Source organism: Cobetia sp. PDI-12MA (assembly GCF_059507695.1).
The window spans coordinates 2648759-2671393 of the sequence record NZ_CM183351.1 but is presented as its reverse complement, the minus strand read 5'-3'; the positions used below and the strand labels follow the sequence as shown (position 1 = coordinate 2671393).

General features: G+C 63.7%; 19 protein-coding genes. 7 read left to right on the top strand and 12 right to left on the bottom strand.

Annotation, left to right across the window (positions count from 1 at the left end; translation table 11 throughout):
- Positions 1-85: 85 nt before the first annotated feature.
- Together pepN and AC5WNI_RS11370 are read left to right on the top strand one after the other, a co-directional pair.
- Positions 86-2737 carry an aminopeptidase N gene (gene pepN, locus AC5WNI_RS11375; protein ID WP_495928472.1) on the top strand — a complete coding sequence of 884 codons (2652 nt, stop codon included), beginning with the start codon at positions 86-88 and terminating at the stop codon, positions 2735-2737.
- Between the two features lie 87 nt (positions 2738-2824).
- Positions 2825-4243, top strand: a complete 1419-nt coding sequence (locus AC5WNI_RS11370; RefSeq protein ID WP_368448727.1) for an IS1380 family transposase — start codon at positions 2825-2827, stop codon at positions 4241-4243.
- A gap of 373 nt (positions 4244-4616) precedes the next feature.
- On the opposite strand, the gene AC5WNI_RS11365 is transcribed toward AC5WNI_RS11370, so the two are convergent.
- The 10 genes from AC5WNI_RS11365 to AC5WNI_RS11320 all read right to left on the bottom strand — a co-directional run bounded on the left by AC5WNI_RS11365 (position 4617) and on the right by AC5WNI_RS11320 (position 15224).
- Positions 4617-4904 carry a hypothetical protein gene (locus AC5WNI_RS11365; RefSeq protein ID WP_495928471.1) on the bottom strand — a complete coding sequence of 96 codons (288 nt, stop codon included), beginning with the start codon at positions 4902-4904 and terminating at the stop codon, positions 4617-4619.
- A gap of 61 nt (positions 4905-4965) precedes the next feature.
- Complete coding sequence (locus AC5WNI_RS11360) at positions 4966-7173, bottom strand: putative bifunctional diguanylate cyclase/phosphodiesterase (protein WP_495928470.1); 2208 nt, start codon at positions 7171-7173, stop codon at positions 4966-4968.
- Positions 7174-7389: 216 nt separating this feature from the next.
- A complete protein-coding gene (nth, locus tag AC5WNI_RS11355) occupies positions 7390-8025 on the bottom strand; it encodes an endonuclease III (RefSeq protein WP_043334098.1) in 636 nt (211 codons plus the stop codon).
- 90 nt (positions 8026-8115) lie between these two features.
- On the bottom strand, positions 8116-8826 hold the full coding sequence (locus AC5WNI_RS11350) for an electron transport complex subunit E (protein ID WP_175089428.1): 711 nt from the start codon (positions 8824-8826) through the stop codon (positions 8116-8118).
- Complete coding sequence (rsxG, locus tag AC5WNI_RS11345; RefSeq protein ID WP_175089429.1) at positions 8819-9598, bottom strand: electron transport complex subunit RsxG; 780 nt, start codon at positions 9596-9598, stop codon at positions 8819-8821. Before rsxG ends, AC5WNI_RS11350 begins: the two co-directional genes overlap by 8 nt.
- On the bottom strand, positions 9595-10635 hold the full coding sequence (gene rsxD, locus AC5WNI_RS11340) for an electron transport complex subunit RsxD (protein WP_175089431.1): 1041 nt from the start codon (positions 10633-10635) through the stop codon (positions 9595-9597). Before rsxD ends, rsxG begins: the two co-directional genes overlap by 4 nt.
- A gap of 91 nt (positions 10636-10726) precedes the next feature.
- The gene (rsxC, locus tag AC5WNI_RS11335) at positions 10727-13696 is read right to left on the bottom strand and encodes an electron transport complex subunit RsxC (protein WP_495928469.1); all 2970 of its coding nucleotides are present in this window, start codon (positions 13694-13696) and stop codon (positions 10727-10729) included.
- Positions 13696-14334, bottom strand: coding sequence for an electron transport complex subunit RsxB (rsxB, locus tag AC5WNI_RS11330; protein ID WP_175089432.1), 639 nt, complete (start codon positions 14332-14334; stop codon positions 13696-13698). The genes rsxC and rsxB overlap by 1 nt, the downstream gene beginning before the upstream one ends.
- A 1-nt stretch (position 14335) precedes the next feature.
- Positions 14336-14917 (bottom strand): electron transport complex subunit RsxA, encoded by a 582-nt coding sequence (rsxA, locus tag AC5WNI_RS11325; RefSeq protein WP_043334102.1) that lies wholly within the window; start codon positions 14915-14917, stop codon positions 14336-14338.
- A gap of 16 nt (positions 14918-14933) precedes the next feature.
- Complete coding sequence (locus tag AC5WNI_RS11320; protein ID WP_285461510.1) at positions 14934-15224, bottom strand: hypothetical protein; 291 nt, start codon at positions 15222-15224, stop codon at positions 14934-14936.
- A 30-nt stretch (positions 15225-15254) separates the two neighbouring features.
- Between AC5WNI_RS11320 and AC5WNI_RS11315 the strand changes: the two genes are divergently transcribed.
- Positions 15255-15761: a DUF3465 domain-containing protein gene (locus AC5WNI_RS11315; protein WP_254627067.1), complete on the top strand. Its 507-nt coding sequence runs from the start codon at positions 15255-15257 to the stop codon at positions 15759-15761.
- Positions 15762-15881: 120 nt separating this feature from the next.
- On the opposite strand, the gene metG is transcribed toward AC5WNI_RS11315, so the two are convergent.
- The gene (metG, locus tag AC5WNI_RS11310; RefSeq protein ID WP_495928468.1) at positions 15882-17939 is read right to left on the bottom strand and encodes a methionine--tRNA ligase; all 2058 of its coding nucleotides are present in this window, start codon (positions 17937-17939) and stop codon (positions 15882-15884) included.
- A 249-nt stretch (positions 17940-18188) separates the two neighbouring features.
- Here metG and AC5WNI_RS11305 point away from each other — a divergent pair, with 249 nt between their 5' ends.
- Positions 18189-18662, top strand: a complete 474-nt coding sequence (locus AC5WNI_RS11305; RefSeq protein WP_285461512.1) for a tellurite resistance TerB family protein — start codon at positions 18189-18191, stop codon at positions 18660-18662.
- A gap of 123 nt (positions 18663-18785) precedes the next feature.
- On the opposite strand, the gene AC5WNI_RS11300 is transcribed toward AC5WNI_RS11305, so the two are convergent.
- The gene (locus AC5WNI_RS11300; RefSeq protein ID WP_495928467.1) at positions 18786-19463 is read right to left on the bottom strand and encodes a cell wall hydrolase; all 678 of its coding nucleotides are present in this window, start codon (positions 19461-19463) and stop codon (positions 18786-18788) included.
- Positions 19464-20009: 546 nt separating this feature from the next.
- Between AC5WNI_RS11300 and AC5WNI_RS11295 the strand changes: the two genes are divergently transcribed.
- The 3 genes from AC5WNI_RS11295 (at position 20010) to dcd (ending at position 22450) form a co-directional block, all read left to right on the top strand.
- Complete coding sequence (locus tag AC5WNI_RS11295; protein ID WP_175089441.1) at positions 20010-20723, top strand: RNA pseudouridine synthase; 714 nt, start codon at positions 20010-20012, stop codon at positions 20721-20723.
- A gap of 198 nt (positions 20724-20921) precedes the next feature.
- Positions 20922-21758 carry an iron-sulfur cluster carrier protein ApbC gene (gene apbC, locus AC5WNI_RS11290; protein ID WP_282627793.1) on the top strand — a complete coding sequence of 279 codons (837 nt, stop codon included), beginning with the start codon at positions 20922-20924 and terminating at the stop codon, positions 21756-21758.
- Positions 21759-21883: 125 nt separating this feature from the next.
- Positions 21884-22450 carry a dCTP deaminase gene (gene dcd, locus AC5WNI_RS11285; RefSeq protein ID WP_043334107.1) on the top strand — a complete coding sequence of 189 codons (567 nt, stop codon included), beginning with the start codon at positions 21884-21886 and terminating at the stop codon, positions 22448-22450.
- Positions 22451-22635: the final 185 nt, after the last annotated feature.

The window sequence follows — 22635 nt, the reverse complement described above, 5'->3', positions numbered from 1 at the left end:
GCAGGTGAGGTGTCTGCTCCCTCGCTGTCCGCTGTCTTCCTGCCGTGAGGAGTCTCCTCCCGCGGCGCTGATTGCGGAGTCTTTGATGTCACAACCTGCAGCGATTCATCTGGCCGATTATCAGGCACCCGCCTGGCGTGTGCTGGACACCCGCCTGACGTTTGATCTGGCACCGTCCGCGACCCGTGTGACGACCGTGCTGACCCTCGAGGCCAATCCCGATGCCGCCGTGGGCAGTGATGCCACGCCGCCGCTGGTGCTCAATGGCGAGCATCTGACGCTGGAGTCCGTGCGTGTCGATGGGCGAGCGCTCGCCAGTGATGAATACAAGCTCGACGAGACTCACCTGACGCTGGCCGGCCTGCCGGCCAGCTGTGAGCTCGAGACGGTGGTGGTGATCGATCCGGCCGCGAATACCGCGCTGGAAGGCCTCTACGTGTCCTCGGGCATGTTCTGCACCCAGTGCGAGGCCGAAGGCTTCCGTCGCATCACCTACTACCCGGACCGCCCGGACGTGATGTCGGTGTTCACCACCACCATCATCGCCGACAAGGACAGCTACCCGATCCTGCTCTCCAACGGCAATCCCGTCGAGCGTGGCGAGCGCGAGGGCGGTCGTCACTTCGTCACCTGGCAGGACCCGCACCCCAAGCCGTGCTATCTGTTCGCGCTGGTGGCGGGTGACCTGGTCAAGCATGACGACAGCTTCACCACCATGAGTGGCCGTGAAGTCGCTCTGGAAATCTGGGTCGAGCCGGAAAATCTCGACAAGACCCAGCACGCCATGAACTCCCTCAAGGCCTCCATGAAGTGGGATGAGGAAGTCTACGGTCGTGAATATGACCTCGACATCTTCATGATCGTCGCGGTCAACGACTTCAACATGGGCGCGATGGAGAACAAGGGCCTCAACATCTTCAACAGCGCCTGCGTACTGGCCAACCCCGATACCACCACTGACGCCTCCTTCCAGCGCGTCGAAGGGGTGGTCGCGCATGAGTACTTCCACAACTGGTCGGGCAACCGTGTCACCTGCCGTGATTGGTTCCAGCTGTCCCTGAAGGAAGGCTTCACCGTCTATCGTGACCAGACCTTCTCCGCCGACATGAACTCGGCGCCGGTCAAGCGTATCGAAGACGTCGCCATGCTGCGTACCGCGCAATTCGCCGAAGATGCCGGCCCCACCGCACACCCGGTGCGCCCGGCCTCCTATATCGAGATTTCCAACTTCTACACCCTGACCATCTACGAGAAGGGTTCCGAAGTGGTGCGCATGGTCGCCAATCTGCTCGGGGAAGAAGTCTTCCGTCGTGGCAGTGATCTCTACTTCGCGCGCAACGATGGCAGCGCCGCCACCATCGAGGACTTCATCAGCGCGATGAGCGACGCCTCCGGTCGCGACTTCAGCCAGTTCATGCGCTGGTACTCCCAGGCCGGTACCCCGAACATCGCCGCCAGTGGCGCCTTCGATGCCCAGGCTGGCACCTATTCCCTCACGTTGCGTCAGTCCACGCCGCCCACGCCGGGGCAGGCGGAGAAGCTGCCGCTGGTGATTCCGGTGCGCATGGGGCTGGTCGGCGCCGATGGCAGCGATCTCACGCTGACCCTCGACGGCGAAGCGCTGGGCACGGAAACCGTACTGGAGCTGACCGAGGCCGAGCAGACCTTCGTCTTCACCGGTCTTGCGGGCGATGCCGAGCCGGTGCCGTCGCTGCTGCGTGGCTTCTCGGCGCCGGTCAAGCTGGCCTTTGACTATAGCCGTGAGCAGCTGGCCTTCCTGATGCAGTACGACAGCGATGGCTTCAACCGCTGGGATGCCGGTCAGCGTCTGGCCATGGCAGCGATTGAAGACCTGATAGCGGCCTGGCAGCGTGGCGAGCACGAGGCCCAGCTGGATGAGCGCCTGCTGGCCGCCTATCGCTTCCTGCTCCAGAGCGAGGCTTCCGATCGTGCGGTGCTGGCCGAGATGCTGACGCTGCCCTCGGAGGCCTATATCGCCGAGCAGCAGAGTGTCGTCGATGTCGATGCCATACACTGGGCGCGCAAGACCGCCAAGGCGCAGCTGGCCAGCGCGCTGCGTGACGACTTCGTGGCGCTCTATCACGCCAATGCACAGCAGGGCGACTACGCGCCGACCTTCGAGCAGATGGCGCGTCGCAGCCTCAAGAATGCCGCGCTCAGCTATCTGATGAGCATCGAGGATGAGGAGGGCGTGCGTCTGGCCCAGGCCCAGCTGGCGGCGGCCCACAACATGACCGACGTGCGTGCCGCGCTGACGATGCTGGTGCACTCCTCACGCACTGATCTGGGTGACCCGGCGCTCAAGTCCTTCGCCGAGCGCTGGTCGCATGATCCGCTGGTGATGGACCAGTGGTTCTCGATCCAGGTCACGCGTCCGCAGGCCGATGTGCTGGACCGCGTGCGCTTCCTGATGGAGCACCCGGCCTTCTCGTTGACCAACCCCAACAAGGTGCGTGCCTTGATTGGCGCCTTCGCCGGCCAGAACCGCGTCAACTTCCACCGTCTCGATGGCGAAGGCTATCGTCTGCTGGCGGATGTGGTCATCGAGCTCAATCGCCTGAACCCGGAGATCGCGGCGCGCATCATCACGCCGCTGACGCGTTACAAGCGCTTCGATGCCAAGCGTCAGGACTTGATGAAGGCAGAGCTTGAGCGTATCCGTGGCGAGAAGCTCTCGAACAACCTGTATGAAGTCGTGGAGAAGGCGCTGGCCTGATCCTCTGAACTGACCCTTGAACCCGGCTTATTCATAAGGCCGACCTGAAAACGAAGATGGCGAGTGGTTTTCTCTTGTAGAATCAGGATGTTCCTGCCAGAACACGATTCAAGAGGACCACTCGCCATGGGTGAAACCCTAACGACCTGGACGCTCTCATGCAACGGCTCTGTCCGTGTCGAGCTGAGCGGCCACCGCACCACCAGCGACAGCGGCGCATTGTTGCTGCGCGAAGCCCTCGACAGCAGTGGCGTGATCGAGGCGCTCGAAGATAACCTGGTCGATCCACGCCATCCGCTGCGTATTCGCCACTCGCTGGCCAGCCAGATACGCACCTTGGTGCTGCAGCGGGCGATGGGGTGGATCGATCTCAGCGATACCGACACGCTGCGCCGTGATCCGCTCTGGCAGCTGGCCTGCAGTGATGCGCGCGGCATGACGCCACTGGTCCAGGATAGGCCGTCCCAAGCCACGCTGTCGCGGCTGCTGACCTGCCTTGGACACAACGACAACATCGATGCCGTGCATGAAGGTCTGCTGCGGCTGGTGGCCTGGCGCCTGACCTCGCTGAAGAACGGCGAGCGTCCCAAGCAGCTGACGCTAGACATCGACGGCCTGCCGATTGAGGTCCATGGACACCAGGGCGGTTCCGCTTATCATGGCCTTTACGGTACGCGGATCTATTCGCCGCTGGTCGCCTCGTTGGCCGAAACTGGCGACATGGTCGGCGGCCTGCTGCGCGAGGGCGACGCCGGCCCCGCCGAGAACGCTGATACGTGGATCCCGCACCTGGTGAAGCGGCTTAACGAGAGCACCGGCGCCCAGGTTCGGGTGCGTATCGACGCCGGCTTCACCGACAACGACACGCTGGAGGCGCTGGAGAAGCGCAGCATCGAGTACCTGGGCCGGCTGCGCAGCCACAAGGGCTTGCAGGCGCTGGCAGCGCCCTACCTGAAGCGGCCACGCGGCCGGCCACCTGAGCAGCCTCGGGAGTGGTGCCACGACCTTGAATACCAGGCCGGTACCTGGCCAACGCCACGACGCGTGGTGCTGGTAGTTCAGGAACGCCCCGATGACCTGCTGCTGCATGCCTTCTTCCTGGTCACCAACCTCGGCAAGTTCGACTGGCCGCCCGAGAAGATCCTGGCACTCTATCGCAAGCGCGGCAGCGCCGAAGCGCACATGGGCGAGGTGAAGTCGGCGCTCGACGTGCATCTCTCGTCGACCGATCGCGGTGCCTCCACCGTCCAGGACGTGATGGCCCGCAATGAGGTGAGCCTGTTGCTGAGTCTCTACGCCTATCAGGTTCTGCATGGCCTTCGCTGCTTGCTGGGGCGCCAGACCCGGCAGGGTTGGAGCCTGAGCCGGATGCGTGAACAGGTGCTCAAGGTGGCGGCGACGCTCTCGCTGCACGCTCGGCGCATCACCGTTCACCTCGGCGATACGGCTGATAAATGGTGGCCTGCCTTGCTGAAGGGGCTGCCGAAACTGACCGCGCTTAGCTGACGTTCGGCGCAACCACCATAGCTTCAAGAATCGAGCGACCGCAGCGACGGTCGACGATGACGGCTGCTTTAACGGCGTGATTAATTCCTGAACGTTATATAGATACGACAGAAGAGCAGCATTTGGGCATGATTCAGCGGGCCGTTACGGCGTAGATAGCACCCCCGGTGCGAGAACCCAACGGCCAGCCACTTCAAGCCGCCCGATCAGGGCACTCGTGAATAAGGCGGGTTGAAGACAGGCGGCAGTCGTCGCGCCATGGTGATGACTGCCGCTGACATGAAAAAGCCCCTGCCGATCGGCAGGGGCTTTTTCATGTCACGAGCCTGGCGCGAGTCCCGTCAGGGTATCGCTTTCAGGGGCATTGCGCGCGTCAGGCAATCATCCAGCCCAGGAAGGTCAGGCCGATGAAGGTCACCAATAGTCCGCCGATGATGGAGCCTCTCAACAGCGACGTGATGCCCTTGAAGAGCAGATAGAGCCCCAGCGCCAATCCCAGCAGGCTGAACAGCGATGTGCCAAGTCCCAGCTCGCCGGTCAGGCCATTGAAGAATCCCGATAGGGCATCATCGAAGTTGGCGAAGAAACCGCTCAGGCCTTCGACGATGAAGCGAATGGCGGCACCGAGCTGGGTGCCGATCCAGTTGAAGAAGTCTTCCATAACGCATGATGTCCAGACAGAAAAGAGGCCCCAGTGTGCCATGAAAGACGCGGATGCGCTGTCATCCGAGTTGATACCTGGCGGTGAATGCCTCGATCGCCATCGGCTTGTCCATCAGGTAACCCTGCAGGGCATCACACCCCATCTCCAGCAACAGCTCGCGCTGCCTGGGGGTCTCGACGCCTTCCGCCACCACGCACATGCCCAGCTCACGCCCCAGCTGCACCATGAAGTTCACCATGCGGCGATTCATCTCGTCGTTCTCGAGATCATTGACGAAGCTGCGGTCGACCTTGAGCTCATCGAAGGGCAGGTGTTTGATGTAGGTCAGGGAGGAGAAGCCGGTGCCGAAATCATCCAGCGACAGGCGCAGGCCCAGCGAGCGCAGTTCGTGCATGCGTGCCACCGTGGCAGGCATGTCGGTGGCGAAGACGTTTTCGGTCAGCTCCAGCTGCAGATATTGCGGGTCAAGCGTATGTTGGTTGAGTGCCTTGGCGACGTTGCCGGCGTAGTGAGGGGAGTCCAGCTGCTTGACGCTGACATTGACCGACAGATAGAGCCTGGCGAAGGCGGTGCCTCTCTGCCAGTCCTCCAGCAGCTTGCAGGCCTGCTCCAGCACCCAATCGCCGAGGCTGTCGATCAGCTGGCTCTTTTCGGCCAGCGGAATGAATTCATAGGGCGAGATATTGCCGAGCTTGGCGTGTCGCCAGCGCAACAGGCACTCGGCACCGACCAGCTTGAGTCCTCGATCGAACTGCGGCTGCAGTTCCAGGTACAGCTCTTCGTTCTCGATGGCGCTGCGCAGGTCATTCTCCAGCTGTACGGCGCGCTCAAGCTCCACGCGCATGCTGGGGTCAAAGCGGACGGTCTGGTTGCGCCCGCCCTCCTTGGCGCGACACATCGCGATATCCGCACGCCGGATGAGCTCCTCCGCACTCAGGTGGCGATCATGGAACATGATGCTGCCCAGGCTTGCCGAGCTGTGATGCTGCAGCGGCTGCGACTGTGGGCCTGTAAGCGAATAGGGTTGGTTGAGTACCTGCTGCAGGCGCTCCAGCAGCTCATCCAGTTCGCGACAGGCAATCTGCGGATCGTGGCTCAGGGGCTGTACCAGGATGACGAATTCGTCCCCGCCGAAGCGCGCCACCAGATCGCTGTCACGCACCGTTGAGCTCAGGCGATGGGCCACCTCGATCAACAGATGGTCGCCGGTGGTATGTCCCAGCAGGTCGTTGATCTTCTTGAAGTGGTCCAGATCGATGAAGATGAGTGCGCCGTGGGTGTCACGGGCGTCGGTGATGATGATGGCCTGCTGCAGGCTATCGATCAGCGTGGCACGGTTGGCCAGCTTGGTCAGCGAGTCGAAGCGGCTGTGCTGGTGCAGCAGGGCCTCTGATTCGACGATACGCGTGATATCGGTGATCGAGCCGATCATGCGCAGCGGATTGCCTTCGCTGTCCCGTTCGGTGACATCGCCCTTGTCGATCACCCAGACGACGTCGCCACCGCGGGTCAGCATGCGGTGGCGGTGATAATAGGCCGTCTTGCCCGCCATGCAGTCCTGGATGGCGATCATCGCCTCGGGCTTGTCCTCGGGGTGAAGCAGGCTTGCGAATTCTTCCAGGCTGTTGCTGAGCTCGCTCTCCGGGATGCCCAGAATCTGTGACCAGCGGCGATTGTGCGTCACGGAACTGGTCAGGATATTCCAGTCCCAGAAGCCTTCCAGCGAGGTGTCATAGATGTGATCGATCTGGCGGGTCTTGCGCTCATGTTCACGGACTTCTGCCGTGATGTTGTGTGCCAGAACGGCGACGAGCGGCTGGCCGTGAATGTCATGGAAGGGCAGCTTGATGGAGCGGAAATGGTTGACCTCGCCGGTGGTGCCGTCGGTGGCATCCTCGAAGACCGTCTCGCGCTCGAACCTGCTGAGCACCTGCTCCACGCTGCGCCGAAAGAAGTGGCTCTGCTCGGTGTTGCCGGTGTAATGGCTGTCGTCGCGCCCGATGATGTCTTCGAGCGTAGTGCCGTAGAAGTCGGTCAGGGTGCGATTGGCGAAGCGGAACAGTCCCTTGGCATCCTTGATGAACAGGATGTCGGGGTGGGTGTCGACCAGGGTGCGCAGCAGGTGGTTCTCGGCTTCCAGTGCCTCGAGACGTGACGTCATCTCCTGCAGGCGCGAGTGCAGGCTGCTGTCATCAGGCTGGTGGGATTCGTCTGAGCCTTCTGGGCGCGGAGGGCGGCGATCCCCGGCATCGGAAGGTGCGGTCATGGCAGGTTCCTGAGGCGACGGTCTGTGCTCCCAGTCTACGTTGCCGCTCGGTTGAATAGGCGAGGAGGCGGGGCCCATGTTCAATCAACGATCACGCATGCAGTCCACGCAGGCAGTCCACCCGAGAACGGGCTCTCGCCAGGCGCCCGGTGATCAAGTTCCAGTCATCAAGCCCCTGGTCATGAAGAAGACATCAAATCCTCATGTCTTGTGGCGTTACAGGTCGACCTTGTCCTTGTACTCGCAGAGGTCCTCGATGATGCAGCTGCCGCAGCGCGGCTTGCGTGCCACGCAGGTGTAGCGGCCATGCAGGATCAGCCAGTGGTGGGCGTCGACCAGAAACTCCTTGGGCACATGGCGCATCAGCTTGTGCTCGACCTCCAGCACGTTCTTGCCCGGGGCGATGCGCGTGCGGTTGGAGACGCGGAAGATGTGCGTGTCCACCGCCATGGTCGGCTGGCCGAAGGCGGTGTTGAGCACCACGTTGGCGGTCTTGCGGCCCACGCCGGGCAGCGCTTCCAGCGCCTCGCGGGTCTGCGGTACCTCGCCACCATGCCGTTCGATCAGCATGCGGCAGGTCTTGATGACGTTCTCGGCCTTGGTATTGAACAGGCCGATCGTCTTGATGTACTCCTTCAGACCCTCGACGCCCAGCGCGAGAATGCTCTCCGGCGTATTGGCGACCGGATACAGCTTCGCCGTGGCCTTGTTGACGCCTACATCCGTTGCCTGCGCCGACAGCAGTACCGCGATCAGAAGCTCGAAGGGCGTTGACCAGGCAAGCTCGGTGCGTGGCTCAGGGTTCTCGTTGCGCAGGCGGGTGAAGATCTCGAGGCGTTTCTGGGCGTTCATGTTATCTCGGGTACGGCGGTAAGGGCTTGGGAGCGGGCGTCGTCGACGCAGGCTGTCAGCCATCGGGCTGACAGTCTGCGTGAGCGTGGCTCAGGAGATGGTGCCGGTCACGCGCACACGACGCGACACCTTGGGCGCATCGGCGTTGGCTGCCTTGCGGCGCTGCTCGAGTCGCTCATCGATGGTCTTCTTGCCCGCGATGATCAGCCCCATGCAGAAGAAGGCGCCCGGTGGCAGCACCAGGAACAGGAAGGAGTAGTCCGGGAAGATCGTCAGCTGCCAGTCGGCGGCCATCGGCCCGACGAGCAGTTCCATGCCGGCAAACAGCGTGCCCTGGCCGAACAGCTCACGCATGGCGCCCAGCAGTACCAGCACGGCCATGAATCCCAGTCCCATCATCAAGCCATCGGTGGCGGCCGGCAGCACGGGGTGCTTGGCGGCGAAGGCATCGGCACGCCCGAGAATCGCGCAGTTGGTGACGATCAGCGGAATGAAGATGCCGAGAATCTGATAGAGCTCATAGGTGTAGGCCTTCATCAGCAGCTCGGCACATGTCACGAAGGAGGCGATGATCATCACGAAGGCCGGCAGGCGCACTGCAGAAGGCACCAGATTGCGGATCAGTGATACCGCCACGTTGGAGCCGATCAACACCAGCAGCGTGGCAAGCCCCAGCCCGATGGCATTGACGACGCTGGCGGTGACGGCCAGCAGCGGGCACAGGCCCAGCAGCTGCACCAGCGCCGGATTGTTGTCCCACAGCCCGTCGCGGCTGATCTTGCCAAGCGAGATATCACTCATGAGGGTCGTCTCCGCCGTGTTCAGAAGGCGCTGATGGCGTGAGTGTGCCATCAGCGGTGGGTGCTTGCGTGCCTTGCTGGGCCCTGGCGGCGCGGCGGGTCGCGGTCAGAGTCTCGCTGTCGCCTGCCAGCAGCGCCGTGCGGTGCGCCATGAAGTAGATCAATGCCTGACGAACGGCACCCACCACGGCACGCGGGGTGATGGTCGCGCCGGTGAACTGGTCGAAGTCTCCGCCATCCTTCTGCACCTTCCACTCCACCGAGCTGAGCGTCTGGTCATCGAATTCGTGGATCCAGTCGGACTTGCGCGCTTCGATCTTGTCGCCCAGCCCCGGGGTCTCGGCGTGCTTGACGGCGCGTACACCAGCCACGCTGCCATCGGCACGGATACCGACCAGCAGGCGGATATCGCCGCTGTAACCCTTGCCGGTCACCACCGGCAGCAGCACCGCGACGGTCTCGCCATTCCTGGTGGCTCGCCAGCCGGTATCGGCACTCTCCAGACCCAACACCTGGGAGGGTGGCAAGGCGAAGGCCGCGTCGAGCAGGTCATTGTCGTGCAGCGACGGCGGGATGATCTCGGCCAACGCCGCGCTCTGGGCGGCACGCTCGTTGTCGGCGATGGTCTCGGCGGTGGTCATCTGGGTGACGGCGACCACACCTGCGGTGACGACAGCGAAGACCGCCAGACCCAGCGCGGCCCGCGCGATGGTGTGCTTCAGGCCCTGCGCGGCCTGGGCTTGCTGTTCGGGCTGATCAGGCGTCAGGCTCATGCCTTGTCCTCCAGCTTGATGCCGCGACGGGCCTTCTTGTGACCATAGCTGCGTGGCTGGGTGTAGTAATCGATGAACGGCACGCTGAAGTTCATCAGCAGCACCGCGAAGGCGATGGCGTCTGGATAGGCGCCGAAGGTGCGAATCAGGTAGATCAGCACGCCGATGCCGGCGCCGTAATAGAGCTTGCCCTTGTTGGAGGTCGCCGCCGTGACCGGGTCCGTGGCGATGAAGAAGGCGCCGAAGATCGCCGCACCGCACAGCAGGTGGAACAGGGGGCTGGCGTGCTGCTCACCATCCACGAAGGCGAAGATGGCGGAGATCACCGCCAGGCTGCCCAGCATCGCCACCGGGATATGCCAGGTGATCAGGCGACGCGCCAGCAGCACCAGGCCGCCGAGTCCCCAGGCGATGGCCGTCTGCTGCCAGGCCAGCAGGTTGGCGGCGGGCAGCAGGCTCGGGTCTGCCCAGAATTCGCTGCTGGAAAGCTCACCCTTGTTGCGGAAGGCGTCCAGTGGCGTGGCGCCGGTCAGGGCATCTGGCGTGGCGATCACGCCGAAGAACTGCCGCAGGCTGTCAGTGAAGCCGAGCGCGAAGCCATTGGGAGACGACCAGCGCGACATCTCGACCGGGAAGGAGATCAGCAGCAGCGCATAGGCGACCATCGCCGGGTTGAACGGATTCTGGCCCAGGCCACCGTAGAGCTGCTTGGCGACCACGATGGCCGCGATCACGCCGGTCAGCACCAGCCACCAGGGCGCCAGCGGCGGCAACGACACCGCCAGCAGCACGCAGGTCACCAGCGCGGAATTGTCCTTGAGAAAGAAGCTGACCGGACGGCCACGCAGCTTGAGCAGCAGCGCCTCGAGGGCGACACCCGCCAGACAGGCGAAGACGAGGTTGAACAGCACACCCCAGCCATAGTGCCAGCACAGCACGGCGATACCCGGCAGCGTCGCGGCCAGCACCCAGGCCATCACGCGCGAGGTGGCGGTTGGCCCGTGGGCATGGGGGGAGCTTGCATGCATCAGGCTCATGAGACGGTCAGATCCTTGCGGTAAATGGGCAATGACACGAGGCGTGCTTCAGGATGAGTCGCCATTGGCGCGGTAATTGGGCTCAGGTCGTTCATTGGGCGTCCACCAGTGCCTGCACCTCGGCCAATGACTCGCGGGCGTGTTCCAGATTGCGGCGTGTGCGGTCGACCTTGGTCGCCAGGCGCTGACGGTTTTCGTCATCCGCCTCGCTCAATGCCGCCTGGGCCTTGCGGTGGGCCGCCTCGGCCGCCTTGACCGCGATGCTGACCTGCTTGTGACGCTTGGCGAGGTTCTCGGCGCGTGATGCCTCGATCTCGGCCTGAGAGAGCGTCACGTTGCTGGCTATGCTGCCGCGTCCCACAGAACCCGCGGCAGGCTTTGGCGCCTCGGGAATCAATTCTCCCGCGCCCTTGGCGGCAGGCGTCGCGTCAGTGCTGCCAGCTTGCGCGCTGTTGAGGCGCACTTCGGCGGCGCGCAGGTTTTCCTGGGCCGTGGCCAGCAGGGTCTGGAGGTCCTCGATATCGCCTTCGCCACTTTCGCTGGCGCGGGCCAGGGCCTTTTCGGCCTTCTTGACCGCGATATTGGCCGCAGCGCGCGCTGTCTTGAGTGCCTTGATGTCGGCGCTGGGTGCCGTAGCTGCCGGTGCAGCAGCGTTGGCAGAAGAGCCAGCCGCACCTGTATCAGTGGTTTGAGCAGAGCCAGTTGCAGCGCTAGCCACAGGGCCTTTATCTGCGCCAGCGGCGTCGGTCGCCGCCTTGAGATCACCTTCAGCCTTGTCCAAACGGGACTTGGCCTCGGTGACGCTGGCCTCCAGCGCCGCGATGTCACCCTCACTGCTGTCCTGAGCGATCTTGAGGGCCTTCTCGGCCTTCTTGACCGCGATATTGGCGGCGGCACGCGCCGTCTTGAGCGCCTTGAGGTCGGCTGCCGGGGCAGCCGCGCCTGTCGAGGAAGTGCTGGCCGGTGCAGGGGCAGCTGACTCGCTGGCAGCCTTGAGGTCGGCTTCGGCCTTGGCCAGTTTCGTCTTGGCATCCGTGACGCTGGTCTCGAGGGCGGGGATATCGCCTTCGCCGCTCTCGCTGGCGCGGGCCAGGGCCTTTTCGGCCTTCTTGACGGCGATATTGGCCGCAGCGCGTGCTGTCTTGAGTGCTTTGAGATCGGCTGCCGGAGCAGCAGCGCCTGTCGAAGCGCCGGCGGTCGCAGGGGCAGCTGACTCGCTTGCCTCACTGGCGGCCTTGAGAGCGCTCTCGGCGCTGGCGAGCTTGGTCTTGGCCGCGGTCACGTTGGCCTCGAGCTTGGCGATATCGCTCTCGGAGCTCTCACCGCCATCCTGGGCTGCCTTGAGGGCTTTTTCGGCTTTCTTGAGGGCGATATTGGCCGCAGCGCGCGCCGTCTTGAAGGCCTTGATGTCGGTGGCCGGTGCCGGCTGGGCAGCAGCGGTCGCTGTGGAGGCCGAGGCCGTGTCTGCGGCGGTGCTGGCATCGGCGCGAGCGGCGGCGGACTTCTGGGCCGATTGAGCGCGTTGCTGGCGCTTGGCTTCCTTCTCGGCTTCCTCGCGCGCCATGCGCGCCTGCTTGAATTCAAAGCGGTGACGAGCGCGTTCGGACTTGCGCGCCTCGTGCTGGGCGCTGCGAATCTCGCCCTTGGCGAAGCGGTAATACTGCACCAGCGGAATCTGGCTGGGGCAGACATAGGAGCAGGCACCGCATTCGATGCAGTCCGCCAGATTGTAGAGCTCGGCCTTGTCGAACTCGCGTGCCTTGGAGAACCAGTAGAGCTGCTGCGGCAACAGCTCGGCCGGGCAGGCCTGTTCGCACATGCCGCAACGGATGCACGGTTGCTCAACCGCCGGTGCCGGCAGTGACTCGGGAGAGGAGGCCAGCAGGCAGTTGGTGGTCTTGATGATCGGCAGGGCGTCGCTCTCGAGCGTGAAGCCCATCATCGGCCCGCCCATCACCAGACGTGCGATGCCCGTCGGCGCCGGCGCCGCCAGACGCAGCAGGTCTGCGATGGAGGTGCCCAGGCGCGCCTCGACATTGTGCGGGTGCTGCAGCGCCTCACCGGTCAGGGTGACGACGCGCGAGATCATCGGCTCGCCGAAACACACCGCGCGCTGCACGGCGCGCACGGTACCCGGGTTGTGCACCACCACGCCGACATCGGCGGGCAGGCCACGGCTGGGCACTTCGCGGTCCGTCAGCAGCTTGATCAGCTGCTTCTCGCCGCCGGAGGGATACTTGGTCGGTACCACCACGACTTCGAGGCGTGAATCCAGCGGCGGCAGGCGCTTGTCGGCGCGGCGGGCGCGAATCGCCTGTTCCAGCGCGATGACGGCCTCGGGCTTGTTGTCCTCGATACCGATCAGGATGCACTCGGGGCCGATCAGGCTGGCGAGAATCTCGAGCCCTTCGATCAGCGCTTCCGGATGCGTGCGCATGGTCAGGTCATCGGCGGTGATGTAAGGCTCACACTCCGCCGCGTTCAGAATCAGGGTGTCGATGGCGTGGCGCTCACGCACGCGCGCCTTCACCGCGGAGGGGAAGCCGGCGCCGCCCTGACCGACCACGCCGGCGTCCTGCAGGCGCTGGATCAGGTCCTGGGCTTCCTGCTGACGCCAGTCGCGCCAGGCTTCCAGGCGCGCCCATTCATCGATTTCACCCTCGCGCTTGATCACGATGCACAGGTCTTCCAGGCCCGAGACGTGGGGGATCTGGCGTGGCTCGATGGCGGTGACCACGCCGGTGATGCTGGCATGCACCGGGGCGGAGATCATGCCCTGGGCGCGGGCGATCAGCTCGCCCGTCTTGACGCGCTGGCCGATCTCCACCAGCGGCTGGGCGGGCGCGCCGATATGCTGGCTGAGCGGCAGCACCACCTCACGGGGCAGCGGGGCGGCCACCAGCGGGGCGCGGTTGGAGAGCGCCTTGTGCTCCGGCGGATGGATACCGCCGTGGAAGTCGAACACGCGCGGCGCGCCCTGACCCTTCTGTGTGTGTCCAGCCTCCGCCGTGGCAGCGGAACCTGAGGAAGTCACCATGGATTTGAGTAACGACAGAACCATCAGGCGACATTCCTTGCAGATGTTTCAGTAGAATCGGCAGCATCGGTCACGATCAGGTTGCCGCTGAAGCGGGCGTTGTCGCGGGTCGGGCCCGCCGGTTGCGGCCAGTGCCAGCTGCGCACGTCGGTGGCGACCGGTACCATGTCGATGCAATCGACCGGGCAGGGTTCGACACACAGGTCGCAGCCGGTGCATTCGTCGGCGATCACGGTGTGCATGTGCTTGGCGGCACCGAGAATGGCATCGACAGGGCAGGCCTGGATGCATTTGGTGCAACCGATGCACTCGTCCTCGCGAATCACTGCCACCTTGGGGGTGTTGTCGGCATCGCCATCCAGCGGCGTGGCCTCGCGGCCCAGCAGATCGGCCAGCGAGGCGATGGTGCTTTCGCCGCCCGGCGGGCACTTGTTGATCTCGTCGCCTTCGGCGATGGCCTGGGCGTAGGGCTTGCAGCCCGGATAGCCACACTGGCCGCACTGGGTCTGCGGCAGCAGCTGGTCGATCTGCTCGACGATGGGGTCGCCCTCGACCTTGAAGGCCACGGCGGCAAAGCCGAGCAGGCCGCCGAAGACGACGGCCATGGCCACCAGTGCGATGATGGCGGAGATCAGCGTATGGTCGTTGAAGAATTCGAGCATGTCAGATCTGCACCAGTCCGGAGAAGCCGAGGAAGGCCAGCGACATCAGGCTGGCGGTGATCATCGCGATGGCCGGGCCCTGGAAGGGGCGCGGCACATCGGCGACGGCCAGGCGCTCGCGCATGGCGGCGAACAATACCAGTACCAGCGAGAAACCGACGGCCGCGCCGAAGCCGTAGAGCGTGGCTTCCATGAAGCTGGAATTGCGGTTCAGGGTCAGCAGCGCCACGCCGAGTACCGCACAGTTGGTAGTGATCAGCGGCAGAAAGATGCCCAGCACCTGATAGAGCAGCGGGCTGGTCTTCTTGACTACCATCTCGGTGAACTGCACCACCACGGCGATCACCATGATGAAGGCGATGGTGCGCAGGTACTCGAGCCCCAGCGGCGCGAGAATGAAGTGATAGGTCAGGTAGGCGCACATCGACGACAGCGTGAGCACGAAGGTGGTGGCCAGCGACATGCCCATCGCGGACTCCAGCTTGTTGGAGACACCCATGAAGGGGCACAGGCCGAGGAACTGCACCAGTACGAAATTGTTGACCAGGATGGTGCTGATCAGGATAAGAAGGTATTCACTCATCAGGGGCGTCGCTCGGTCAGGGTGTTTCGAAGGCGCTTCCGTGCTCGCGGCATGCGTGAACCGGCGCTCGCAGGCGATCGGGGCTGGTGCTGCCGCAAGCTGTCAGGAAGCTGCAGGGCAGGGGATCGTCGAGCGCGGCGGTATTATACGCAAGATGCTGCTGGCCGACAGCCTGTAGCGTGGCAAGCAAGGCGTAGTGTTGCCAGCATGAGACGACCATTGTTTCGCGTTTTGCTTGGTTCTTGAAGTAATAAAGAAGAATTCCTTTATTACTTTTATTGATTGTGACGTGATCAGAGACTTTCACGTCATCCAGGGGTGGCACAAGGAGCGGGATATGCGCAGGACAGGAACACGCGGCCGTCGGCCGTTATGGGTCATCATCCTGGTGGTGGCGATGGCGGGCATCTCGCAGCTGACGGGCAATGGCAACTTCTCGCTTTCCCAGCTGTGGAATGACTTCCAATCGCCGCAGGCCGAGGCGACGCAGGGGGAAGGCGCCTCCTCGGCGGACGAAAGCCGACTCACGCGCGCCATCAGTGCGCAGCAGAGTGATGTTCAGGTACGTGGCACGGGGGAGGTGATACGTCTCCTCCGGGATGATCTCAAGGGCAGCCGTCACCAGAAGTTCCTGATCCGGGTCGCGGGTGGCACCACCATTCTGGTGGCGCACAACATCGATCTGGCGCCGCGCATCGACAGTCTTCAGGTCGGTGATCGCATCGGCTTCTACGGGGAATACGAGTGGACCGACAAGGGCGGCGTGATCCACTGGACGCACCATGATCCCGGTGGCCGCCATGTGGATGGCTGGCTGGAGCACGCGGGTCGCCGTTACGAGTGATCGTGATACTGCCAAGTCCTGAGCCAGATGCTTGTACGACAACGCCCCGCCAGAGAGTCTCTGGCGGGGCGTTGTGCGGAAGAGGCTTCAGCGAGGCTGAATCAGTGCATCATCACTGCATCAAGTGACGCGCTGCCCCGGCTTGGCACCGGTGTGCGGCTCCAGCAGGTAGATGCCTTCGTCGTCCCCGGCGGCCAGCACCATGCCCTCGGACACGCCGAAACGCATCTTGCGCGGCGCCAGATTGGCAACCATCACGGTCAGGCGACCTTCCAGGGCTTCCGGCGCGTAGGCGGACTTGATGCCGGAGAATACGGTGCGCGTCTCGCCGCCGATATCCAGCGTAAGCTTGAGCAGCTTGGCCGCCTTCTCGACGTGCTCCGCCTTGATGATCTTCGCCACGCGCAGGTCGGTCTTCATGAAGGTATCGAAGTCGATCTCCTCGGCGATCGGGTCGGCGTCGAGCGGACTCGGTGCGGCAGCGGCTTCGGCTTCCGCCTTGGCGGTGCCGTCCTTGATCTTCTGTTCCTCGACCAGCACTTCGCGCGAGGCTTCGAGCATCTTGTCGATGCGCTCCGGCTCGACGCGGGTCAGCAGCGGCTTGAACTTGTTGATCGCATGATCGGTCAGCACGCTTTCACGGCTGGCCCAGTCGAGGCTCTCGAGGTTCAGGAAGTCGCGTGCCTTGTCGGTCAGCTCCGGAATCACCGGCGCCAGATAGACCATCAGCTGGCGGAACAGGTTGATGCCCACGGAGCAGACGTCGAGCACTTCCTGCTCGCGGCCGTCTTCCTTGGCCATCGCCCACGGTGCCTTGTCGGCGATGTAGGTGTTGGCTTCATCGGCCAGCTCCATCACCTTGCGCATGGCGCGCGCGAACTCACGGGCTTCGAAGTCCGCCGCGATGCCTTCGCCGGCGGCGATGAAGCGTTCGACCAGCTCCGGCTCGGCGCAGGTCGCGGACAGCTTGCCGCCGCCGAATTTCTTGACGAAACCGGCGCAGCGGCTGGCGATGTTGACCACCTTGCCGACCAGGTCGGAATTCACGCGGGCGGTGAAGTCCTCGAGGTTGAGGTCGAGATCATCGACGCCGGAAGTCAGTTTGGCGGCGAAGTAGTAGCGCAGGTATTCCGGGTTGAGGTACTGCGCGTAGGTGTCGGCCTTGATGAAGGTGCCGCGTGACTTGGACATCTTGGCGCCGTTGACGGTCACGAAACCGTGGCAGTTGACGCCGGTCGGGGTGCGCATGCCGGCACCTTCCAGCATCGCCGGCCAGAACAGGGCGTGGAAGTAGACGATGTCCTTGCCGATGAAGTGATAGACCTCGGCGTCGGAATCGGCCCTCCAGTAGCTGTCGAAGTCGATGCCCTGCTTATCGCACAGGTTCTGGAAGCTGGCGAGATAGCCGATCGGCGCGTCCAGCCACACGTAGAAGTACTTGCCCGGCGCGTCGGGAATCTCGAAGCCGAAGTAGGGCGCATCGCGGGAGATGTCCCACTCGGCCAGACCCGCCTCGAACCATTCCTGCAGCTTGTTGGAAATCTGGCTCTGCACGCGGCCGCTCCTGGTCCACTCCTTGAGGAACTCGGCGAAGTTCGGCAGCTTGAAGAAGTAGTGTGTGGAGGTGCGCATTTCCGGCGTGGCGCCGGAGATGGCAGAGACCGGATCGATCAGCTCGGCCGGGGTGTAGGCCGCGCCACAGGCTTCACAGTTGTCACCGTACTGGTCTTCGGTCTTGCACTTCGGGCAGGTGCCCTTGATGAAGCGGTCGGCGAGGAACAGGCCCTTGACCGGATCGAACATCTGCTCGATATCGCGCGTGGCGATATGACCGGCATCGCGCAGCGCCAGGTAGATGCGCTCGCTGTGGGCGCGGTTCTCCGGCGAATGGGTGGAGTGATAGTTGTCGAAGCCGATGCCGAACTTGGCGAAGTCGGCCTGATGCTCGTCACTCACACGCTGGATCAGCTGCTCGGCGGTGACCCCTTCCTGCTCGGCACGCAGCATGATGGCAGTGCCGTGGGCGTCATCGGCGCACACGTAATGGCATTCGTGGCCACGGCTTTTCTGGAAGCGTACCCAGATGTCGGTCTGGATGTACTCAAGCAGGTGACCCAGGTGGATCGACCCATTGGCATAGGGCAGGGCACTGGTAACCAGAATCTTGCGCGCTGACATGAGGCCTCGTCTTGACGGTAAAGGGCGCCTGCTGCGCAGTGCGCAGCGGCTCGCCGGGATGACTCGTGATAAGGGGCGAACGCATCGCCCCGTCGGAATGGGCGCTACTATATCGCGAAGGCGCGGGCGGCGCGAAGGGCGCGTCGCGTCACCGGCAACGCAGCCGTGCGCAACTGTGAGGTTGCAACGCGTGCCGCTGCCCTCATGAAGAAATCAAGGACATTACATTTTCCGTTCCTGGAGGTCAGCATGCCAGCTCAGCTATCCGTCGCCGGTCAGATCAATCGTCTCATCCGCCAGGTGATGATGCCCGGCAGCAACGCCCGCCCCAACGAGGAGCCCGGCCCGGAACTCGCCATGGCCGTCCTGATGTTCGAGGTGGTGCGCGCCGATGATCATCTCGATGTACGCGAGCGGGAAGCCTTGGCGCGCCAGCTGGCCGAGCGCTTCTCGCTGGGGGATGAGGAACTTGCCAGCCTGCTGACCCAGGCCGAGCAGGACGCCGAGCAGGCCACGGACCACTACCGTTTCGTAAAGCAGCTCAACGAGCACATGAGCCTTGAGGAGCGCAGCGAGCTGATCGGCATGCTCTGGGAGCTGGCCTACGCCGATGGTGAACTGGACCCGCAGGAAGAGCATCGCATCCGTCGTCTTGCCGGACTGCTGCATGTCAGTCACAGCGAGTTCATCCGCACCAAGCTGGCGGCTCAGCCGGACAAGTAAGCGACACCCGCTTTCATGCAGACGCCCCCGTTGCCGATGGCAGCGGGGGCGTCGTGTTTTCGACATCTGGTCGCGGAGTCGGCTGGCACTCTGCAGCGGTCATCCAGCAGCAGTGGCTCGCGCTCAGTTGCGATAGAACAGGTGTTGACCGATGCGCGCGGTGCGCACGAAGCGCTTGGCCCAGTAGGGCGTGGCGTAGCGGGCATGGAAGTAGAGGGCGCCGTCGGTGACGTCTTCCAGCTGATGATTGAGTGCCTGGCGGGCCACGTCGCGGGCCTCGGCATAGGCGGCGGGTTCGCGAATGCGGTCGGAGCGCCCGTCACACCACCAGGAGAACTGGCAGCTGCCGCTTTCGCCACCCTGCTTGACCACGCCGCACAGGCTATCGGGGAAACGCGGGTCGGCGGCGCGGTTGATCACCACATTGACGATACCCTGCATGCCGCTTCTGCCTTCGCCCTTGGCTTCCCAATAGGCGGCGCGCGCCAGGCAGGTCAGCGGGTCATCCACCGGTCGCTGGCCGTTGGGGTCGATCGCCTTGGCGCCGGCCTTGCTGAGCAGCAGGCTCTCGGGCACATCACTCTCGCCCTGCACCAGCAGGCGTTCCAGCTGTTCGGCCTTGACGGCTGCCTTGGCCGCGGTAGTCGATGCGGCAGGCGCGTCCGAGGCGTGTGGTGCGGAGCAACCCGCAGCCAGTGTCAGGCCGAAGATCAATACCAGATGACGAAGCGTGCGAGCGCTGCTGATGGCGTAGCGCCGAGTGTGAGTCAGCGGGCGGCGCGATGTGGGAGATAAACGCATGCAAGATACCTGTGAACGTGGCCTGGGAAGCGCAGCAAGGCGGGATGACGCGCAGGGTCAATCCGGGGTGATCGCACACCTTCGGCTTGCGTGTCACTGACGGAGGCTCAAGCGTTGGCCACCGGCTTCCTCGGTAGCGACAGTTGACGCGCAAGCGCATCAGTTTGCCTGACCCTGACCTTGTATGGTTCAGGATGAGCTTCAACGCAACTCTGACGTTTTGCCGCGCAAAGGGTTCCGCAAGCGTCATCACGCGGTTGCGTGGCGATAGCGCATGACCAGGCGCAGTGGAACAGATGAACTGGCGGAGAGCAGCCCGGGACTTGGTGAGGCACGTCAGATGATCTGCCGAAGCGTATCGCGCCGATTTCTGGCCACGCAGCCTAGCATCTTCCGCGCGTCTCGTCCGTGCCATCCTCGGCGCATGCCGTTATCATGACGGGCTGACCTTGATGACCCTGTCAGGCGTTCCACTTCTTTTTATCTATCTGCGCTTCTGCGTGCTGCTGCTTTGCTGTTGCCTGCGTTGCCGCCTCGAGAGTCCCCATGACCGAACCCGTCCGTCTTTCCAAGTTTCTGGCCCATCAGCAGGGCATCTCGCGCCGTGAGGCCGAGCATCTCATCGCCAAGGGGGTGGTACGTGTCGCGGGCGAGATCGTGGAAGCGCCTTTCTTCAAGGTCACCGATGAGGAAGTCACCGTCGATGAAGGTGCCAGCATGGCACCCATCGAGCCGATGACCCTGGTCTGGTATCAGCCGCCGGGCACGCCGCTGCCGGACCCTCTGACCCTGCGTGACGGCGCGCCGCGCAGTGCACTCGACAACAGCGGTGCCGATTGGCTCAAGGTGCATTTCCTGTCCCAGCAGCCGCTGGCCGAGCTCGGCGAGGATGAATCCGGTCTCGCCGTGTGGTCACAGAACCGTGGCGTGATCCGCAAGCTGGGCGATGACCTGGACCAGCTGGAGCAGGAGTACGTCGTCGAGGTGGAGGGAACGCTGGATGACGAAGGCCTCAAGCGTATCGGCTTCGCGCTGTGCGCTGACATCCGCGGCCGCAAGCCCAAGGTCAGCATCAGCTGGCAGAGCGACACCCGCCTGCGCATCGCCATGAAGCGGGTGCCGGTGGGCGGTATCCGTGGCGCGGTCGAAGGGCAGGGCCTCAAGGTCATCGAGGTGCGTCGTCTGCGTCTGGGCGCGATTCTGCTCGGCCGCATGGCGCCGGGCGAGTGGCGCTTCCTGCCGGTCGATGTGCGCTTCTGATTCCTGATCTCAAGGGCATGGCGTCCACCGACCGGGTCATGGCTGATCGGTACTGATTCATCCGGGCATTGTCTATCTGGGCACTGTCCATCTGGACATGGTTCATCGGCTTGGCCCGTATCGCGGTGGCAGGCATACTGTGCCCATCGTGTTCCACGGCTTTTTCGCTGACAGTTCAGACGCCTGCGCGCCACATTCATCGCGCCGCGCAGGCCGTCACAGGAGTTTCAAGGTATGGAAGGTATCAAGCACATTGTCGCGGTCGCTTCCGGCAAGGGTGGCGTCGGCAAGTCCACCGTCACCGCCAATCTGGCGCTGGCATTGGCGGCGGAAGGTCTCAAGGTCGGCCTGCTGGACGCCGACATCTATGGCCCGAGTCAGGCGCAGATGTTCGGCGTGCCGACCGGTCAGCGCCCGGAAATGGCCGGTGAGCAGGTCTTCAGCCCCATCGAGGCGCATGGCATCAAGACCATGTCGATGGCCTATCTGGTCGACGTGAAGGACCCGATGGTCTGGCGTGGCCCGATGGTCGCCGGCGCCTTCCAGCAACTGCTCAACCAGACCGCCTGGGGCGAGCTTGACGTGCTGCTGATCGACATGCCGCCGGGCACCGGTGACATCCAGCTGACCCTGTCACAGAAGGTGCCGGTCTCCGGCGCCGTCATCGTCACCACGCCGCAGGATATCGCACTGCTGGACGCCCAGAAGGGCATCGAGATGTTCCGCAAGGTCAAGGTGCCGGTGCTGGGTGTGGTCGAGAACATGAGCACTCACACCTGCAGCCAGTGTGGCCATAGTGAGGCGGTCTTCGGCGCGGGCGGCGGTGAGCGTATTGCCGATGAGTACCAGACTCGTCTGCTGGGCCAGCTGCCGCTGACCCTGAGCATTCGCGAGAATGCCGATGGCGGTCGTCCCAGCGTGATCGCGGAGCCGGACGGCGAAGTGGCCGCGAGCTTCCGCGCCGTCGCGCGTCAGGTCGCCGAGTCACTGGAAAGCGCCGGCGCGGACGAAGGTCCGAGCATCAGCTTCAGCTGAACCCGGCGCGGCACGCGTAAGCCGCGCGTGCCGAGGTTTCCAGCGACGCAGCGGGCCGGTATCATGCTGGCCCGCGTTTCATGGCGCTCACGCGTCTCTCCCCATCAGTCAGTCAGGTACGCTCGATGAGCATCAAATCCGACAAGTGGATCCGTCGCATGGCCGAAAGCCACGACATGATCGAACCCTTTGAGCCCGATCAGGTGCGCTTTCACGATGAGCGCCGTGTGATTTCCTACGGCACCTCCAGCTACGGCTACGATGTGCGCTGCTCGGATGAGTTCAAGGTCTTCACCAACATCCATTCGGCGACGGTGGATCCCAAGCATTTCGACGAGAAGAGCTTCGTGGACGTGAAGGGCGACTCCTGCGTGATTCCGCCCAACTCCTTCGCGCTGGCCCGTACCATCGAGTACTTCCGCATTCCGCGTAACGTGCTGACCATCTGCCTGGGCAAGTCCACCTACGCGCGCTGCGGCATCATCGTCAACGTGACGCCGCTGGAGCCGGAGTGGGAAGGCCACGTTACCCTCGAGTTCTCCAATACCACCAACCTGCCGGCGCGTATCTACGCCAACGAAGGCGTGGCACAGATGCTGTTCCTCGAGTCCGATGAAGTCTGCGAGACCAGCTACAAGGATCGCGGCGGCAAGTATCAGGGCCAGCGTGGCGTGACACTGCCGCGTACCTGATGCCCTTGCTGCATTCCTGGGTATTGCGTTCACGCAAGTGACCCGCACGCCCCAGGCCAAGAGTGCGGCAATACAAGAGTGTGGCAAGCCAAGAGCGCCTCCTGCGGGAGGCGCTTTTTTTGTGTCGCCTGTGGCGTGTGGCGTGTGGCCTGTGGCGTGTGGCGACGGTGGCAAGAAAGGGACGA

Excerpts from the sequence above, each read along its gene's own strand:
- AC5WNI_RS11370 (WP_368448727.1), top strand. The coding sequence starts at position 2,825 with ATGTTCCTGCCAGAACACGATTCAAGAGGACCACTCGCCATGGGTGAA.
- metG (WP_495928468.1), bottom strand. The coding sequence starts at position 17,939 with ATGTCAGCGCGCAAGATTCTGGTTACCAGTGCCCTGCCCTATGCCAAT.
- rsxG (WP_175089429.1), bottom strand. The coding sequence starts at position 9,598 with ATGAGCCTGACGCCTGATCAGCCCGAACAGCAAGCCCAGGCCGCGCAG.
- rsxC (WP_495928469.1), bottom strand. The coding sequence starts at position 13,696 with ATGGTTCTGTCGTTACTCAAATCCATGGTGACTTCCTCAGGTTCCGCT.
- rsxA (WP_043334102.1), bottom strand. The coding sequence starts at position 14,917 with ATGAGTGAATACCTTCTTATCCTGATCAGCACCATCCTGGTCAACAAT.
- AC5WNI_RS11350 (WP_175089428.1), bottom strand. The coding sequence starts at position 8,826 with ATGAGTGATATCTCGCTTGGCAAGATCAGCCGCGACGGGCTGTGGGAC.
- AC5WNI_RS11305 (WP_285461512.1), top strand. The coding sequence starts at position 18,189 with ATGCCAGCTCAGCTATCCGTCGCCGGTCAGATCAATCGTCTCATCCGC.
- dcd (WP_043334107.1), top strand. The coding sequence starts at position 21,884 with ATGAGCATCAAATCCGACAAGTGGATCCGTCGCATGGCCGAAAGCCAC.
- AC5WNI_RS11295 (WP_175089441.1), top strand. The coding sequence starts at position 20,010 with ATGACCGAACCCGTCCGTCTTTCCAAGTTTCTGGCCCATCAGCAGGGC.
- AC5WNI_RS11315 (WP_254627067.1), top strand. The coding sequence starts at position 15,255 with ATGCGCAGGACAGGAACACGCGGCCGTCGGCCGTTATGGGTCATCATC.
- AC5WNI_RS11360 (WP_495928470.1), bottom strand. The coding sequence starts at position 7,173 with ATGACCGCACCTTCCGATGCCGGGGATCGCCGCCCTCCGCGCCCAGAA.
- rsxD (WP_175089431.1), bottom strand. The coding sequence starts at position 10,635 with ATGAGCCTGATGCATGCAAGCTCCCCCCATGCCCACGGGCCAACCGCC.
- pepN (WP_495928472.1), top strand. The coding sequence starts at position 86 with ATGTCACAACCTGCAGCGATTCATCTGGCCGATTATCAGGCACCCGCC.
- rsxB (WP_175089432.1), bottom strand. The coding sequence starts at position 14,334 with ATGCTCGAATTCTTCAACGACCATACGCTGATCTCCGCCATCATCGCA.
- AC5WNI_RS11365 (WP_495928471.1), bottom strand. The coding sequence starts at position 4,904 with ATGGAAGACTTCTTCAACTGGATCGGCACCCAGCTCGGTGCCGCCATT.
- AC5WNI_RS11300 (WP_495928467.1), bottom strand. The coding sequence starts at position 19,463 with ATGCGTTTATCTCCCACATCGCGCCGCCCGCTGACTCACACTCGGCGC.
- nth (WP_043334098.1), bottom strand. The coding sequence starts at position 8,025 with ATGAACGCCCAGAAACGCCTCGAGATCTTCACCCGCCTGCGCAACGAG.